Below are 16,590 nucleotides of genomic sequence, written 5' to 3' on the forward strand. Positions count from 1 at the left end.
GATATAAGGGTTTTTATCTTGAATTATTAGCTGTCGAAACGCTATAAGAGTAGTATATATGGGAGATTGGCTCAAAAAAAAGGCTGTAAAACATATGTTTTACAGCCTTTTTTTTAATGTTCAGCTATTATTTCTTTTTGTTTTCTAAATATAGTGAGTTGCATTAATAAGGATAAGAATATGGTTAACATGGCACCAATAAAGTTAAGCCATAGATACCCCAGTTTTTCTTGCCCGCTTGGGTAGATCCATATAGTATAATAAAAAATTATAAAAATGGTAATCTGACTAATAAGCGCACTATAAAATACGGCTTTGGACTGGACGCGTCTGATGTAAAAACCAACCAGAAATATTCCTAAAACAGTTCCGTAAAATATGGATCCGATGATGTTTACGAGCTGGATTAAATTCTCAAATAATGTTCCTATGCAAGCAAAAAGGATAGCAATTATTCCCCAGAATAAAGTGAAAAATTTGGTTGCATAAAGATAATGTTTATCTGATTTTTCGGTTTTAAGATTACGCTTATATATATCAATCGCTGTTGTTGATGCCAATGCATTAAGCCCAGATGCAGTAGAGGACATGGCTGCTGAAAGGATTACGGCTAATAATAGACCAATTAACCCTTTTGGTAAATAGTTCAAAATGAAATGAAAGAATACATAATCTTTATCATTTGTTTCGCTATTACTGTCGGCTTTCAGGATGATTTCTTTGGCTCGCTCACGTAAATCCCTTTCTTTATTGGATAGTGTTACTAATTCTTTTCGCAGAATTGGATTGTCATAATCTTGATTTAATTGATCGATATATAACAAGTTGATTACTTTTTTGTCTTCAGAAAGCACATTGAGTTTTTTCTCTAAAGTTTGGTATTCATCTTTATACGTCGATTTTTCGATTACAGCTTTGTTGTTCGGATTAAAATTTAAAGGAACTGGGTTGAACTGAAAGAATACAAAAACCATTATTCCGGTAAGTAGAATAAAGAATTGCATCGGAACTTTTAAAAGTCCGTTCATGATTAATCCCATTTGGCTTTCCTTAACTGATCTACCAGATAGATAACGACCTACTTGTGATTGGTCGGTACCAAAATAGGCTAGTGCAAGAAAGAATCCACCAGTTATTCCGCTCCAAAAGGTATATTTTTCTTCTGGATTAAATGAGAAATCTACGATATTCATTTTATCATTTGCTCCAGCAATATGCATGGCATTGGTAAAGGTCATATCGTTGGGTAGGTAATGTAATATCAAGAAAAAGGTGATAAACATTCCAGACATGATGACAAACATTTGCTGTTTTTGCGTGACATTTACAGCTTTTGTTCCTCCTGAGAAAGTATAGATAATTACGAGTAATCCTATCATAATATTCATTAGAGTAAGATTCCACCCAAGTAATGCTGACAATATAATTGCAGGAGCATAGATAGTTAACCCTGTTCCTAGGCCTCGCTGAACCAAGAATAGTATTGCTGCAAGCGAACGTGTTTTTAAATCAAATCGTTTCTCTAGGAATTCGTAGGCCGTAAATACTTTGAATTTGTGATATAGTGGTATGAAAGTAACGCAAATAACAATCATAGCAATTGGTAATCCAAAATAGAACTGGACAAAACCCATTCCATCATGATATGCCTGCCCCGGAGTTGATAAAAATGTAATGGCACTTGCTTGTGTAGCCATTACAGAAAGCCCAACGGTGTACCAAGGAGTTTCATTATTGCCCAAAATAAAGTCTTCGACATTCTTACTTCCTTTGGTTTTCCATGAGCCGTAACCAACAATAAATAAAAGTGTAACTATGAGTACAATCCAATCAAATAGTTGCATATGTTATGAGTATAATTGCATTATTAAGTAAAAAACTAGAATGTAAATGGCGTTGGCTACAAGCACATAGGTGTAGCTTTTTTTCCATGTTTTTATTTTTTTCGTTGCCATATTAAAAAGCTTTTAATTCTTAATTTTTTTATTTGGGACTTGTACTGGTTGCTTTAAAGAGATTATATTCGAGAATAATCTATAGGCACCAGGAACCCCTTCAGGTAATTCTCTAAAAAAGCTTAAACCAGTGTAAATGTAATATCCTTTTCCGTAAGGAGCGACTAACAAAGCGCCTTTTTTAGCCGATTCTCCTTTGTCATGGGAGGATAGGATAGGAGTGAAGGCTTTATCGTATTCGTTAGGATAATATAATCCTTGTTCTTGTTTCCAACCTTCAAAATCTTTAGATGTGATTTTATTAGGAGTGCTTAAAACGGGGTGATTTGGTGCTAAAAATGTAACTTCAGCATTCTCCTCGGTTACTCTTTCTGCTGAGATTTTTAGAGGATATGGTGCAATACTATCTGTTACAACATCGCCAGCTGTATTGTATTGGACAATCATTGTTTTTCCGTTTTTGACAAAATCAAAAAGTACAACTTGCTTATTGGCTAGTGCCTGAATAGTATTGTAGGCACGTACTCCAGTAATTACCACATCAAAATCATCAAGTCGGGTTGGAGTAATTTCTTCAGGCTTTAAGATAGTAACCTTATAACCCATTTGTGCTAGACTGTTTGGTACTTCGTCACCAGCCCCCATAATATAGGCGATTGAATCTCCTGTTGTCTTTAAGTCTAATCGTATGGATTTGGCTTCAGACGTAGATAAAACTTGTTGTTTGGCGATATGGCTATAATCTATAATTGTTTGGTCTTTATCATAGCGTTTATTGTCCATGATTGCAACGCTTTTTAGTGTGGCATTTTCAGGGTTCACAGGAGGTGTAACTTCAAAATAAACCGTTTGTTCCATCCCCTTTTTAGCTAAGCTAAAAGGAATTTGTTTTGGAGATATCATCCAGCTTTTTGGTAATTCTAATTGTAGATTTCCATTTGCAGTATCTTTTCCTGCTTTAATTTTTACAGCGACAGTTTTGGTTTGAGTATCTTTAAACAACAATACCTTTTCAAGGATTGTAGTAGTTACCTCAGGAACAATGTCTAGAAAATCATACATTTCTCCTTTTACATCATCATTGTATTTATAGACTACAGTGCGCTCAAACGGAATCTCAACATTGTTTATCTTGATATTAAAAATGACTTTTACATTACGAATAATATCTGGAATCCCAATGTTTTCCTGATTAGAAACAGTATACATTCCTGTAGTAGCTTTCTCGGCCAACCAATACGGTTGTGTGTAGGGAATTGTAGTTGGTAATTCGATTTTTAAGTTGAATTTTTGATTTTTATTATTGACTAAATCAATATGCTGAGGTGTGTTTCTTTGATCTGGTAAAGTGGTTACATCTATTAATTGCATAGGAACAGAGCTGCGATTAATAGCTTCTAGCTTAAGGTTTACAGTACCTCCCTGTATTGTTTCTTGCTGTTGTGCAACTGCTTCTAGATATAAACCAGAGCTGGCTGCTATGATTTTTTTTATTTCTTCTGATTTTATGGCTTTCCAATGATTTTCGTCTAATGCTTGAATCATTGTATATGCTTTTACCAAATTAGGAATGCTTGCTGAAGGATTATTAAAATTGTAATGTACTAAGATTGTATTAATTAATTCTCCAATAGGTTTTCCGCCCTTAATACGGTTCCAAGTGGTATCAATTCCATCAAAAATGTTAGTTGGGGCTTTTGGAGTATCACCATTAATAAGTTCTAAATATTCAGTATCCTGACCACGACTTCCAGTACTTCCGAATCCTTGTGATTGGTGGCGACTGCGGCTTAAGGCTGCAATTTCTTGATTAGATTTTCCTATTCCAGCATAATAAACACCAGTTTCTAATGTTGTGAATTTTGATTTATTGGCTGCTTCAAATTTATCTTGACTACCATAAAACCACCATGAAGTATTAAAAAATTGACGTTTAGGTTGCCAAGGAGTTGTGTATTTTAATTGTTCCGGATATATATTAGGATTGTTAGTTAAATTAAAGCTCTCCACACTCAACATCGCCGATGCGGTATGATGCCCGTGAGTTGTGCCAGGAGTGCGATGATCAAAACGATTGATGATTACATCAGGCTGAAATTTGCGAACTGTCCATATTATATCTGCAAGAACTTTTTCTTTATCCCAAATTGTCAATGTTTCATCTGGAGTTTTGGAGTATCCAAAATCATTGGCGCGTGAGAAGAACTGTTCACCACCATCAATTTTTCTAGCTTCAATAAGTTCTTGTGTTCTAATTACTCCTAATAATTCTCTTAGTTGTGGGCCTATTAAATTTTGACCTCCATCGCCTCTAGTTAAAGATAAATATCCTGTTCTCGCATTAACTTCATTAGATAAATAAGAAATTAGTCTCGTATTTTCATCATCAGGATGTGCAGCTATGTAAAGTACCGAGCCTAAGAAATTTACTTTTTTTATCTGATTGTAAATCTCAACCGAATTAGGTTTTTGTGGTTTTTGTGCAAAAATAGCTTGGAAGCTAATAAGAAATAAAAGAATAATTTTTAAACGAAGTTCGTGCATCTGAGAATTATTTAGTTTAAGGATTATTTTCAAAAATAGTAATAATAAAAACTGGTAGTTGTTAATGAGTTGTAAAGATGTTAAAAATTTTATTAAAAAAAAGAGAGTGCCTAATAAAGGCACTCTCTTTCTCAATTATAAAACAGTGTTTAATGTTTTCTATGTCCATTTCCGTGTCCATGTCCTCTACCATGGTCATCATCGTCGTCATCATCGCGGTCACGTCTGTCATGACGTTCGTATCTATCTTTTTTGTAATAATCATGACGATCTTTCTTGTAGTACCCGTATGTTCTTTGAGGTCCACCACGATATCCTTTGCAGTATTTCACTTTGTGTCTATCAAAATAAGCATACGGAGTTCTACCGTGATAATCATTAAGAACTACTTTGTACCCTCCGTACAAATCGTAATTTCTGTATTGTCTAGGCAAACGGCTAGATCTAATCCATTGTCCTCCGCCAAAATATATAAACTGTGTGGCGCGAACATCATAATAAGCTTCAATGTCTGGCAAATAATAATATTCCATTTCTGTATATCCTACAGGTCCCCATTGTGGCGGTGATCCGATGTTTACGTTTATCGAAACTTGTGAATGCATGATACTTGAAATAAATAGAACTATTCCGAAAGTAATAATTTTTAGTGTTTTCATTTTTTCTGGGGGTTTAGGGATTCTTATTCTAATGTTGAAATGATTATGATTTCTACATCTGATTTGTGAAATCCAAAAGTTGTGCCACAAAATATTTTTAAAATATCAAAAAAAGATAAAATTTAATATTTATATAGTAAAAGTGTTTAAAAACAGTGAGTTATGTTTTGTTTATTTTTTATAAAAAAGTATAAAATATTCTACTTGTTTCTATAATCGACTAATCGAGGCTTGGCTAATTCGAAGGTTTGTAATCCAAAATCAGTAGTTTCAAATGTATTTGTTTTAAAAATACGATCTCCTTCAAAAGGAATTGATGGATAATAAGAAATAGAAAGCTGAAATGAGCTAAAAACTAAATAGTCATTGCTTATTAAAAGACCTAAAGTTACTTTAGAATAAACTTTGTTTCTCATCATTGCATCGCCAGGACCTCCTAATACAGCAGCTGTATAATTAAAAAATGGATTTACACGAAATCCCCCTATAGCATGTGGAGCATAAGTCTGTGTTTGCAATGACAATACCATTTTGCTAGTACCATATATTGCACTGTTGAAGCCTTGTAAGCCATTATCTCCGTTTATATTGAGTTTATCTCCAATAGAATTTTCTCGATTAGCACCAATGATTAGTGCTGGTTTTACGAACTGTCTTAATTTCCAGTTTCCTATTTTCATTAGATTCGTAAAATAATTGGCTTCAAATACAAAAGCGCTTTGGTATGTTTTGGATTGATGAAAGAAAGTTCCAAACTCAAAATCGGCACTTAAATATCCCCATTTGTGATAATCTCCAAAAGAGGCTTGGGCACCTATATAAGATCGCCAGAACGTATTTTTATATTGATAACCGGCAGTTATTCCAAATATTCGACCTGTTGCGACATCTTCGGTAGCTCCATTTCTAAATATATAGTTGTCTTTAACAAATTCTCGGGTATTGATTCCGATTCCAGTAAGCAATAACTTTTCATCCGAATAAAAACTAACTGGATCGTATTCAGGAGTAGGAGTTTCCGTATAGTTTATGTTCAAGAGACGACCTGATAGAATTAGATTAGTTTTTCTTTCTTTTTCTTTGAAAATAGGAAATGCTTTCCCCAACCATATATCTTGAGTGTTGGATTTAAAATTTTGAAGACTATATTTTAAATCAGGTCCTTGTAAGCTATCTTTTCTAAAATTTTGACCAAAGTATACTCCGCCAGCCCATTTAGCTAAAGGAGAGTAGAAAGGACGTTCAAAAGCAATGCTTTTATTGTAATTGTTATCTAAATCGTTGTTATACTTAGCTGTTGCATTAACAAAGGAATTTCTAATATTTGGAACTGTATAGGTGAAATTATTTGCGTTTTTTCCATCGCTAATACGGTTGATGAATTTGTATTCTAATTGCTGACCTGTTCCAAAAAAGTTTTTATCTTTTATTCCCACACCAACCTGACTACTCGAAATTGAAAACTTAGGGATATAACTCCAAGAATCAAGAACACGAATAGTAACATCTACCGAATCAGATTCTACACTTGGCAGTTGTCCTCTAATGCTTACTGTATTGATATATTTTTGAGATCGGATGATACGCTCAGATTCTTGTATTTTGTAAGCATCGTATGTTGAGTTTTTCTTGAATAATAACAAATTACGTATTGCGAATTTTTTTGTTTTCAGGTGTAGCCTATTTCCAGTTCTTTCTCCCCAATTTCGTGGTGTAATGGTCGAATCGCTTTCTGAGTATCCAAAAGGATCTAGGACTATAATATTAATTTTACGTATAATTTTCCCATTATAGTTTGTTGTATCTACTTTTTTAATTTGCTCGTCATTATTTCTTGGGCGAGTAGATCTAAAAACAAAACGATGAAAGAAATTGGTGAATTTGTGTTTTTTAGTATATGACTTAATCTTAGAATACATTTCAGTACTATCCGTTTTAGTTTCTTTTACTTGCGAAAAAGAACTTGTATAGCAAAAGCATACCATGATAAGTAATAGATATGTTTTATATTGAAATAGTTTTATTATCAAGGTATAATATTTATGAATTCATTTTAGATAGTATATAAAACGGTATTCTATTCTTTTAATTTTGTTTTTTTTATTTTCCAGTTGAATTTTTTCGGCAAATCATTTCCTATCAAATACCCCCAAGGTTCAAGAGATTCAATTCGGTCAAAAATTATTTTAAGAATAGCCATTAATGGTATTGCTAAAAACATTCCGGATATGCCTGCAACTCCGCCTCCTATAATAATTCCGACTATAGAGAAGAGTGCATTTATTTCTACTTTAGTGTTTATAATTAAAGGTACGAGGATATTATTATCTATTAGCTGAACAATTATATTTACGATAAGGATTCCTAAAATAATTGATATTCCTGGTTCTCCTGTTAATGATGCTAAAACGGTTAATACACCAGCTATAAAAATCCCTATGTATGGAATCATATTTAATATTCCTGTAATGAGTCCTAATAGAATAAAATATTTTACACCAATGATGTAAAGTCCTAAGCTGGTTAATACAGTAACAACAAGCATTTCTATAATAAGCCCAACAATGTAATTGTTTATGGATACTTTTATTTGGGCTAGAATTTCTTTTAATTTATTGTGATCTTCTTTCTTGAATAATTTTGCCAAAAATAGAATGAAATGTTTTTTATATAATAAGAACAAAAAGATAAAAATAGGGATTATGGTGCAATCTAAAAGCACATCTGAAAGTGATCCTAATGCAGTACTTATTTTTTCACCACCATTTTTTACAGAATCAGAAGTAACATTCTCAAGATATTTTTTTTGTTCGCCTGTACTAATATTAAAATTTGCTTTAATGAAGTTTTGAAAATCATTAAAAACGGTGATTGCATTTTTCTTTATTACAGAAAAGTCGTTGGCTATATCACTAATTTGAAAGGATATAAAAGTTAGTATTCCTATTATGATCAATACAAAAATAAGGACGGTAACTATAGAGGCTATAAAATGAGGAAAGCGTAACTTTATGTTTAAAAATGTAAATAAAGGCAGTAGCAACACTGAAAAGATGAAAGCTAACAATATTGTTGTTATAATATCTTTACCAACAAAAAATATAAAACCAATACAAATTAGACTTATTAAAACACAGGTTAGTTTTACGTAAAAAGGCAATTTAATTGATTCCATAACTAATTTATTGAGATTAAAAGCTTTTATTACCACTAATAAAAACTAAGTTAAACAAATGTTACGTTTTATTTACATTTTTGCGTTCTACATTTTTAAAATTAGCTTATATCATTCCCATAAAAGAGTTAGTCAAAAAACTCTTTGTCTTCAAATTGTGCTGGTATAATCGAGATTCCCTTTTGCAAAAGTAAATTATTAGGATAAATTATTTTCTCTCCTTCTTTTGTTTTTAAACTTACGTGAAAAGCATTTATATCTTCAATTTCGGCCTCGATTGGAAAGTCTTTATCATGAATTTTTATAGAATCCCCAATTTTAAACGGAAAAGAGAAAAACAAAATAATTCCAGAGGTAATGTTGCTTAAGATAGACCATTGTGCAAACATTGCTACACCAATAACTGTTGCTATAGAAGATACAGTTAGAAAAATATCTTCCGTTTTGACTCCCCAAACGACAAACAATCCTATTATAAATAAGATATTGGTTAGTAAATGGATATACTTGATTGTTAAATTGGTTCTATGTTCTAGAAAATGCTCTTTTCTAGCATATTTTCGAACGATTTGAGTAACAATGACTCTTGTAGAAATCGTTACAGCAATAAGAATTCCTGTTGCAAGTATTTCTTTGGCATAATCAGTGAATAGAGTCATCATAGAATTTATTATTTTTAATCTAATGTACTTAAATATTCGTAAACTTTGTGTGTAGGTAGCCCCATCACATTGGTATAAGAGCCTTCTACTTTTGCAACTCCTACAAAACCAATCCATTCCTGAATGCCATATGCACCAGCCTTATCGTATGGTTTGTAATTTTTAAGATAATACATAATGGCTTCATCACTCAATACATTAAAGGTGACTTTTGTCGTTTCGCTTATAATTACCGATTTTTCACTGCTTTTAAAACACACAGAAGTGATTACGTCATGAGTTGTATTCGATAGTGATTTTAGTATATTAAATGCATCTTCTTCATCTTTTGGTTTTCCCAAAGCTTTATCATTATGCCAAACAATTGTATCGCTTGTAATTAGAATTTCGTTTGGTTTTAAATTTCCCTCAAAGGCAGCAGCTTTTAGTTCAGACAAATAATCAGTTATTTCTCTTCCTTGTAATTCTGGTGGATATATTTCTTCGACATCTTTTAGTCGGATTTCGAAATCCAAATCTAAGTCTTTAAAAAATTGCTGACGTCTTGGAGAACCTGAAGCCAGTATTAAAGTATATTTTTCTAGTTTTTGCTTAAGCATTGTATTTAATATTAAGATTGATGATTAAAATTGATAGAATTCCGAAGAATAAAATCCATTTTAAAACTGAACTCAAGTGGTGAAACTCTTTTTGTGTTTTAGCAGTTATTATTTTTGCAATAAAATAGAGCAGCGGAGCAAGTACAAATACAAATGCATATAATGTTGCAATGTAAAGATTATGGGCTACAAAATAGTTATTGATATAAATTAATAGAAAAACTACTGGAATAATTGAAAGTGCAAAAACAATTTTTGCAGTTCTGTTAGCGCCAATTGCAATAGGCAATGTATTCATTCCTTGATTATAATCACCATTTACATCTTCAATATCTTTTACAATTTCACGTATAAAATTTATCATAAATGCAAAAATAGCATAATCAAAAAGTATAGAGAACATACTCGCCATTTGTGCTCTGTTTTCAGCATCGGTAGCAGGAAAAATATCGAAAACACCAATTATTATAACGCTAAAAGACAATAATAAGGCTACGACAATATTGCCTAAAATCATAATTTGTTTTAGAGTCGTTGCATAAAAATAAAGGCTGGCAGCAACTAGAATAAAAACAGTTGCAAAACCTGGTCTCATGATTACATTCGATAAATAAAAACCAATGGCAACCCCCGTAATATTAAGAGCAACATATATATTATATGCAGCAGTTTCTGAAATGCTTTTACCAACCACAACATCACTAGGCTTATTGATTAAATCGGTTTCTTGATCAAAAATATTATTAACCACATATCCAGCAGCGGCAATTAATACAGTACTTAAAACCAGTAAACCATATTGCCAATCAGCAAGTGCTAATGGAATATTTTGCAGTTTTAAGAAGCCATAACGAAAAAGGACTTGCATAAAAGCAAGCATTAGTAGGTTTTGGTAACGAATGAGTTTGAGGTATTTCATTTTTTATAAAGGGGGATGAGGTTTTGGACTTAATAAGTTGCTGAGGTTCTGAGTTGCTGAGGTTCAAAGGTTCAAAGGTTCAAAGTTTTTTGATCTTGCGTAAGATGTAAAAAGTAAGATGTAAAAAGTAAGATGTGAAATGTGAGAACTGTAACTGAATACTAATTTTCATATTCATATCTCATATTTTACCTTTCACAACTTCACATCTGGCATTTTTACGAATTAATCGTGTTTCCCATTAAAATGCTCCATCCATTTTCCTTGTACTTTCATAACTTGCTCGATTACATCACGTGCAGAACCTTTTCCTCCTTTTACATGTGAAATATAACGACAAATTGTTTTAATTTCTGGGCTTGCATCCTGTGGGCAAGTAGGTAATCCTACCAATTTCATTACATGATAATCAGGAATGTCATCACCCATGTATAATACTTGCTCAGGGTTAATATTATATAATTCAGTGTATTCTTTAAATGTTTCTACTTTATCAGGGGTTCCTAAATGGATATCAGTAATTCCTAAATTGCGTAATCTTACACGAACGCCTTCATTGCTTCCGCCAGAAATAATACATACATTATAGCCACTTTCTACAGCCGCTTTCATAGCGTAACCATCACGAATATTCATCGTACGAAGAATTTCCCCTTCATTGGTCACAAAAACCGAACTGTCTGTAAGTACACCATCAACATCGAAAATAAAAGTAGTGATGTCGTTCATTATTTCTTTATAACTTTTTGCCATTATTTTGTATAGATTTTGTTAGTAATGCGTAAATATTTTTTTGATTTTCATCTGATAAATAACTCAAATGTGATTCGATTGTTGTAGTATCATTGCGTTTCGCTGGGCCCGTTTGAGCATCGATAGGCGAAAGCGTGTTGATTTTATTAGCTGTTTCGGCGATTAAAGGCTTTAGAATGTCAAATGAAACCTGATGTTCTTCACATATTTCCTGTCCGATTTGGTATAAATGATTCGTGAAATTATTTACAAATACAGCAGCAACATGCAATGCTTTGCGTTGTTCAGAATTAATTGAATATACGGCATCTGAAATGCTTTTGGCAACAGTTTCAAGTACTAAATAGTCACTGCTGTTTTCTGCTTCTAAACATAGTGGAATTGCCTTAAAATCGACTTCTTTATTCTTTGTAAATGTCTGCAAAGGATAAAAAACACCACTTCTATTCTTTTTATTAATTGCCTGTAATGAAGCAGTTCCAGAAGTATGAACTACCAATTTGTTTTTAAAAGGCAATTGCTCAGAAACTGTCGCTATTGCATCATCTGAAACAGCAATAATATACAAATCGGCCTCTTTTAAAAGAGTAAGGTCAGTTACAATTTTATTAGAATTGAGTAGAGGGGAGATGTCTTTTTTGGTTCTAGAATATACCTCAATAAGTTCAATCGCACTGTTTTTTGCGAAAGCATTTATCAAATGTTGTGATACATTTCCAGAGCCAATAAGTGTTATTTTAATCATATTGCAAAATTAGCATTTTTTTTTAAAGAAATTTTCTTTTGGTTTTATAACGAAACATTCCTTGCATAGTATATTATTTGTAATATAAAAACTATAATTAATAGGGAAATGTATAATTGGTTTTAGATTCTGTTTTCTTATGTTTACGCGATTTTAAAAATAATAATATGAAAAAAACTGCATCAATACTTATTGGTTTATTTATCACATCATTAACTTTTTCTCAACAAATAGGAAGTGGATTGGCTGCTGAAATAGCTGATTTTACTATTCCTCTTAAGTCAGGTGTTTATGGGGGTATAGATCCTACTATAGGTGGAACACCTGATATAAGTTCTGGATATCAACATTTATTAGTAATTAGGCATCTTAATCCAGATAATAACTGTCAGCTACAAATAGGCTCATCATATACAGAGAATGATAGATTGTTTTTCAGAAAATTGGCAAGGCCTTTGACACCTTCAAATCCTACATGGATAGAACTTGCAACTAGAGAAACAAATACTTTTACTGGAAACCAAATTATTAATGGTAATGTAGGCATCGGTACAACAAATCCAGATGCTAAATTGGCTGTAAAAGGAACCATTCATTCTCAAGAAGTAAAAGTTGATATGTTAGGCTGGTCCGATTTTGTTTTTAAAAAGGAGTATAATTTGCCAACACTTGCTGAGGTAGAAAAACATATTAATGAAAAAGGACATCTTGAAAACATTCCTAATGAGGAAGAAGTTTTAAAAAACGGGATAAATCTAGGTGAAATGAACGCTAAACTTTTACAGAAAATAGAAGAACTGACGCTTTATATGATTGAAATGAAAAAGAAACAATCTGAATTAGAGAATACTGTTAAAGAACTTAATAATAAACTAAAATAATGAAAAAAAGAATAACATTAATTGCTATTTTGTTTGTTACTTCATATGCTTTTTCTCAGCAAATAGGAGATGAAGGTTATGCTCCAATTATAAAAGATTTTACTATTCCTCTAAAGTCAGGAGTGTATAGTGGGCTAAATGCTACAGGTGAAACCCCTGACTCTAGTCATGATTGGAGTCATTTGTTTGTAGTGAGACATACTAATCAAACTAATAATTATCAATTACAAATTGCATCTTCATATACAGAAAATGATAGATTATTTTTTAGAAAAATAGCTTACAATTGGGGATTATCGCCAAAAAATACTGCTTGGTTTGAACTTGCAACTCGAGGGACTAATAATTTTAAAGGAAACCAAATTATTAATGGTAATGTTGGGATTGGTAATTCAGAACCAGAAGTACCATTATCTGTGTATGGGATTTCTAATTTTTACCCAAGAAGGATAGGTGATGGCGATGCAAGACAATTTTCAATTAATTATTCATTAAAGAATCTAGATTTTATTAATAATCTATATCCAATTATTTTGGGTACAGGAGGAGGAAATCAGCCTTTAATTCTTGATGCTGCTAGAGTTGGTATTGGTACTGCAAATCCAGATGCAAAATTAGCTGTAAATGGAACAATTCATTCTCAAGAAGTAAAAGTTGATATGTTAGGCTGGTCCGATTTTGTTTTTAAAAAGGAGTATAATTTACCAACACTTGCTGAGGTGGAAAAACATATTAAGGAGAATGGACATCTTGAAAACATTCCTAACGAGGAAGAGGTTTTAAAAAATGGGATAAATCTAGGTGAAATGAATGCTAAACTTTTACAGAAAATAGAAGAGCTGACGCTTTATATGATTGAAATGAAGAAAGAGAACTTTGAAATGAAAAAGAGATTGATAAAACTAGAAAATAAATAAAATAATGAAAAAAATTACATCAATAATTATTGCACTTTTTATTACGTCAATAGTATTCTCCCAACAAATAGGAGATGGGCACGCACCAATTATTAATGACTTTACTGGGGCTCTTAAATCGGGTGCGTATACCGGATTTAACGCTATAGGAGGTACTCCTGATGTAAGTAGTAGTGCATGGCAACATTTATTTTTAGTGAGACATAAAGATCAAAACAATAATCATCAATTACAAATTGCATCATCGTATGCAGTAAACGATAGATTGTTTTTCAGAAAAATTGTAGTGAGTAGTTTATTACCTTCAAATCCTATATGGGTAGAATTAGCAACCCGAGGTCCTAATACTTTTACTGGAACTCAAATTATTAATGGTAATGTAGGCATTGGTACAACAAATCCAGATGCTAAATTGGCTGTAAATGGAACAATTCATTCTAAAGAGGTAAAAGTTGATTTGGAAGGTTGGTCTGATTTTGTTTTTAAAAAGGAGTATAATTTGCCAACACTTGCTGAGGTAGAAAGACATATTAATGAAAAAGGGCATCTTGAAAACATTCCTAATGAGGAAGAAGTTTTAAAAAACGGGATAAATCTAGGTGAAATGAATGCTAAACTTTTACAGAAAATAGAAGAGTTGACACTATATATGATTGAAATGAAGAAAGAGAATATTCAAATGAAAAGTAAACAATCAGAATTAGAAAATACTGTTAAAGAACTTAATACTAAACTAAAATAATGAAAAAAGGAATCACATTAATTGCTGTTTTATTTGTTACTTCATATGCTTTTTCTCAACAAATAAGTGATGGATTAGCTACTCAAATTACGAATTTCAATGCTCCAAATAATGGTTCAGGAGCTTACAATGGCTATAATGCTGTAGGGGCAAACCCAGACAAAAGTCATGAAGGAGGTTGGCAGCATTTATTCGTAGTTAGACACCCAAATTTAAATAATAATTTTCAATTACAGCTTTCTTCATCAATGGCAAAAAATGATAAGTTGTATTTTAGGAAATTGGCTTCTTATAACCTATTAGCAACAGACTCAGATTGGATTGAATTAGCAACTAGGGGTTCTAATATTTTTACTGGAACTCAAGGTATTTTTGGGAATTTACTAATTGAAAATACAAGTACCAAAAGTGCACTTGAAATTATTGAAAGTTCTGATAGTACCCCAGAAGGTCAAGTAGCACCAACTAAATCAATTCTTAAATTATCGAGAAATGGAACACCAAATTATTCCTATCCTGAAAATGCTGAATTTCGTATTGGACATGGTGGGAGTAGCGTTTTTGGTAGTAAACTTGATTTATATATCAACGGAAGTGCAAATACGAACACAATACCTGATCAGCATGTAATGACTTGGAATTATGATGGTAATGTAGGCATCGGTACAACAACTCCAAAGAACAAATTAGATGTAAAAGGAACCATTCATTCTCAAGAAGTAAAAGTTGATATGTTAGGCTGGTCCGATTTTGTTTTTAAAAAAGAGTATAATTTACCAACACTTGCTGAGGTAGAAAAACATATTAATGAAAAAGGACATCTTGAAAACATTCCTAATGAGGAAGAAGTTTTAAAAAATGGAATAAATCTAGGTGAAATGAATGCTAAACTTTTACAGAAAATTGAAGAGTTGACACTATATATGATTGAAATGAAGAAAGAGAATATTCAAATGAAAAGTAAACAATCTGAATTAGAGAATACTGTTAAAGAACTTAATAATAAACTAAAATAATGAAAAAAAGAATAACATTAATTGCTATTTTGTTTGTTACTTCATATGCTTTTTCTCAGCAAATAGGAGATGAAGGATATGCTCCAATTATAAAAGATTTTACTATTCCTCTAAAGTCAGGAGTGTATAGTGGTCAAAATGCAGCTGGAGCAACTCCAGATATTAGCCATGGTTGGCAACATTTATTTACAACTAGACATATAGATACTAATAATAATTTTCAATTACAGATATCGTCTTCTTATACAACAAATGATCGATTGTTTTTTAGAAAAATTGGAGTAACAACTTTAGTTCCATCTAACCCTACATGGGTAGAAGTTGCAACTAGGGGTTCTAATATTTTTACTGGAACTCAAGGTGTTTTTGGGAATTTACTAATTGAAAATACAAGTACCAAAAGTGCACTTGAAATTATTGAAAGTTCTGATAGTACCCCACAAGGTCAAGCAGCACCAACTAAATCAATTCTTAAATTATCGAGAAATGGAACACCAAATTATTCCTATCCTGAAAATGCTGAATTTCGTATTGGACATGGTGGGAGTAGCGTTTTTGGTAGTAAACTTGATTTATATATCAACGGAAGTGCAAATACGAACACAATACCTGATCAGCATGTAATGACTTGGAATTATGATGGTAATGTAGGCATCGGTACAACAACTCCAAAGAATAAACTAGATGTAAAAGGAACTATTCATTCTCAAGAAGTAAAAGTTGATATGGAAGGCTGGTCCGATTTTGTTTTTAAAAAGGAGTATAATTTACCAACACTTGCTGAGGTAGAAAAACATATTAATGAAAAAGGGCATCTTGAAAACATTCCTAATGAGGAAGAAGTTTTAAAAAACGGGATAAATCTAGGTGAAATGAATGCTAGACTTTTACAGAAAATAGAAGAGCTGACCTTGTATACAATTCAGCAATCTAAAGAAATAAAAATTTTAAAAGAAGAGAATAATTCTTTTAAATCACTAAATGAAAGAGTCTCTAAAATGGAGAAGTTGCTTAAATAGGGGT

The 16,590-nt window shown here is 32.0% G+C and carries 15 protein-coding genes; 5 read left to right on the forward strand and 10 right to left on the reverse strand.

Translation table 11 applies throughout. The features are described from left to right. Window positions 1-113: 113 nt before the first annotated feature. From LNQ49_RS22185 to LNQ49_RS22230, 10 genes are all read right to left on the reverse strand, one after another. Complete coding sequence (locus tag LNQ49_RS22185; protein ID WP_229991123.1) at window positions 114-1,844, reverse strand: sodium:solute symporter family protein; 1,731 nt, start codon at window positions 1,842-1,844, stop codon at window positions 114-116. Window positions 1,845-1,967: 123 nt separating this feature from the next. Further along, the gene (locus tag LNQ49_RS22190) at window positions 1,968-4,499 is read right to left on the reverse strand and encodes a PIG-L family deacetylase (protein ID WP_229991124.1); all 2,532 of its coding nucleotides are present in this window, start codon (window positions 4,497-4,499) and stop codon (window positions 1,968-1,970) included. Window positions 4,500-4,648: 149 nt separating this feature from the next. Continuing rightward, a complete protein-coding gene (locus tag LNQ49_RS22195; protein WP_229991125.1) occupies window positions 4,649-5,158 on the reverse strand; it encodes a hypothetical protein in 510 nt (169 codons plus the stop codon). A 200-nt stretch (window positions 5,159-5,358) separates the two neighbouring features. Beyond that, a complete protein-coding gene (locus LNQ49_RS22200; RefSeq protein ID WP_346432478.1) occupies window positions 5,359-7,188 on the reverse strand; it encodes a BamA/TamA family outer membrane protein in 1,830 nt (609 codons plus the stop codon). A 47-nt stretch (window positions 7,189-7,235) separates the two neighbouring features. Beyond that, window positions 7,236-8,333: an AI-2E family transporter gene (locus LNQ49_RS22205; protein ID WP_229991126.1), complete on the reverse strand. Its 1,098-nt coding sequence runs from the start codon at window positions 8,331-8,333 to the stop codon at window positions 7,236-7,238. 128 nt (window positions 8,334-8,461) lie between these two features. Next, entirely contained in the window at window positions 8,462-8,992 is a 531-nt protein-coding gene (locus tag LNQ49_RS22210) for a mechanosensitive ion channel domain-containing protein (protein WP_229991363.1), read from the reverse strand. Between the two features lie 17 nt (window positions 8,993-9,009). Continuing rightward, window positions 9,010-9,594, reverse strand: coding sequence for a Maf-like protein (locus LNQ49_RS22215; protein WP_229991127.1), 585 nt, complete (start codon window positions 9,592-9,594; stop codon window positions 9,010-9,012). Then, on the reverse strand, window positions 9,587-10,513 hold the full coding sequence (locus tag LNQ49_RS22220; RefSeq protein ID WP_229991128.1) for a geranylgeranylglycerol-phosphate geranylgeranyltransferase: 927 nt from the start codon (window positions 10,511-10,513) through the stop codon (window positions 9,587-9,589). Before LNQ49_RS22220 ends, LNQ49_RS22215 begins: the two co-directional genes overlap by 8 nt. A gap of 225 nt (window positions 10,514-10,738) precedes the next feature. Beyond that, on the reverse strand, window positions 10,739-11,266 hold the full coding sequence (locus LNQ49_RS22225) for a KdsC family phosphatase (RefSeq protein ID WP_035625076.1): 528 nt from the start codon (window positions 11,264-11,266) through the stop codon (window positions 10,739-10,741). Further along, on the reverse strand, window positions 11,250-12,011 hold the full coding sequence (locus tag LNQ49_RS22230; RefSeq protein WP_229991129.1) for a Rossmann-like and DUF2520 domain-containing protein: 762 nt from the start codon (window positions 12,009-12,011) through the stop codon (window positions 11,250-11,252). The genes LNQ49_RS22225 and LNQ49_RS22230 overlap by 17 nt, the downstream gene beginning before the upstream one ends. A 167-nt stretch (window positions 12,012-12,178) precedes the next feature. Here LNQ49_RS22230 and LNQ49_RS22235 point away from each other — a divergent pair, with 167 nt between their 5' ends. The 5 genes from LNQ49_RS22235 to LNQ49_RS22255 are packed head-to-tail and all read left to right on the forward strand — an operon-like array spanning window position 12,179 to window position 16,586. After that, window positions 12,179-12,892 (forward strand): hypothetical protein, encoded by a 714-nt coding sequence (locus LNQ49_RS22235; protein ID WP_229991130.1) that lies wholly within the window; start codon window positions 12,179-12,181, stop codon window positions 12,890-12,892. Then, window positions 12,892-13,809 carry a hypothetical protein gene (locus LNQ49_RS22240; protein WP_229991131.1) on the forward strand — a complete coding sequence of 306 codons (918 nt, stop codon included), beginning with the start codon at window positions 12,892-12,894 and terminating at the stop codon, window positions 13,807-13,809. Before LNQ49_RS22235 ends, LNQ49_RS22240 begins: the two co-directional genes overlap by 1 nt. A 4-nt stretch (window positions 13,810-13,813) precedes the next feature. After that, complete coding sequence (locus LNQ49_RS22245; RefSeq protein ID WP_229991132.1) at window positions 13,814-14,551, forward strand: hypothetical protein; 738 nt, start codon at window positions 13,814-13,816, stop codon at window positions 14,549-14,551. Further along, complete coding sequence (locus tag LNQ49_RS22250; RefSeq protein ID WP_229991133.1) at window positions 14,551-15,567, forward strand: hypothetical protein; 1,017 nt, start codon at window positions 14,551-14,553, stop codon at window positions 15,565-15,567. The genes LNQ49_RS22245 and LNQ49_RS22250 overlap by 1 nt, the downstream gene beginning before the upstream one ends. Further along, complete coding sequence (locus tag LNQ49_RS22255) at window positions 15,567-16,586, forward strand: tail fiber protein (RefSeq protein WP_229991134.1); 1,020 nt, start codon at window positions 15,567-15,569, stop codon at window positions 16,584-16,586. Before LNQ49_RS22250 ends, LNQ49_RS22255 begins: the two co-directional genes overlap by 1 nt. Window positions 16,587-16,590: the final 4 nt, after the last annotated feature.

Origin of the sequence: Flavobacterium pisciphilum (assembly GCF_020905345.1) — a bacterium.
GTDB classification, from domain to species: Bacteria; Bacteroidota; Bacteroidia; order Flavobacteriales; family Flavobacteriaceae; genus Flavobacterium; species Flavobacterium pisciphilum.

Coding starts and splice junctions, on each gene's coding strand:
- LNQ49_RS22185 (WP_229991123.1), bottom strand. CDS start 1,844: ATGCAACTATTTGATTGGATTGTACTCATAGTTACACTTTTATTTATT.
- LNQ49_RS22190 (WP_229991124.1), bottom strand. CDS start 4,499: ATGCACGAACTTCGTTTAAAAATTATTCTTTTATTTCTTATTAGCTTC.
- LNQ49_RS22195 (WP_229991125.1), bottom strand. CDS start 5,158: ATGAAAACACTAAAAATTATTACTTTCGGAATAGTTCTATTTATTTCA.
- LNQ49_RS22205 (WP_229991126.1), bottom strand. CDS start 8,333: ATGGAATCAATTAAATTGCCTTTTTACGTAAAACTAACCTGTGTTTTA.
- LNQ49_RS22210 (WP_229991363.1), bottom strand. CDS start 8,992: ATGACTCTATTCACTGATTATGCCAAAGAAATACTTGCAACAGGAATT.
- LNQ49_RS22215 (WP_229991127.1), bottom strand. CDS start 9,594: ATGCTTAAGCAAAAACTAGAAAAATATACTTTAATACTGGCTTCAGGT.
- LNQ49_RS22220 (WP_229991128.1), bottom strand. CDS start 10,513: ATGAAATACCTCAAACTCATTCGTTACCAAAACCTACTAATGCTTGCT.
- LNQ49_RS22225 (WP_035625076.1), bottom strand. CDS start 11,266: ATGGCAAAAAGTTATAAAGAAATAATGAACGACATCACTACTTTTATT.
- LNQ49_RS22230 (WP_229991129.1), bottom strand. CDS start 12,011: ATGATTAAAATAACACTTATTGGCTCTGGAAATGTATCACAACATTTG.
- LNQ49_RS22235 (WP_229991130.1), top strand. CDS start 12,179: ATGAAAAAAACTGCATCAATACTTATTGGTTTATTTATCACATCATTA.
- LNQ49_RS22240 (WP_229991131.1), top strand. CDS start 12,892: ATGAAAAAAAGAATAACATTAATTGCTATTTTGTTTGTTACTTCATAT.
- LNQ49_RS22245 (WP_229991132.1), top strand. CDS start 13,814: ATGAAAAAAATTACATCAATAATTATTGCACTTTTTATTACGTCAATA.
- LNQ49_RS22250 (WP_229991133.1), top strand. CDS start 14,551: ATGAAAAAAGGAATCACATTAATTGCTGTTTTATTTGTTACTTCATAT.
- LNQ49_RS22255 (WP_229991134.1), top strand. CDS start 15,567: ATGAAAAAAAGAATAACATTAATTGCTATTTTGTTTGTTACTTCATAT.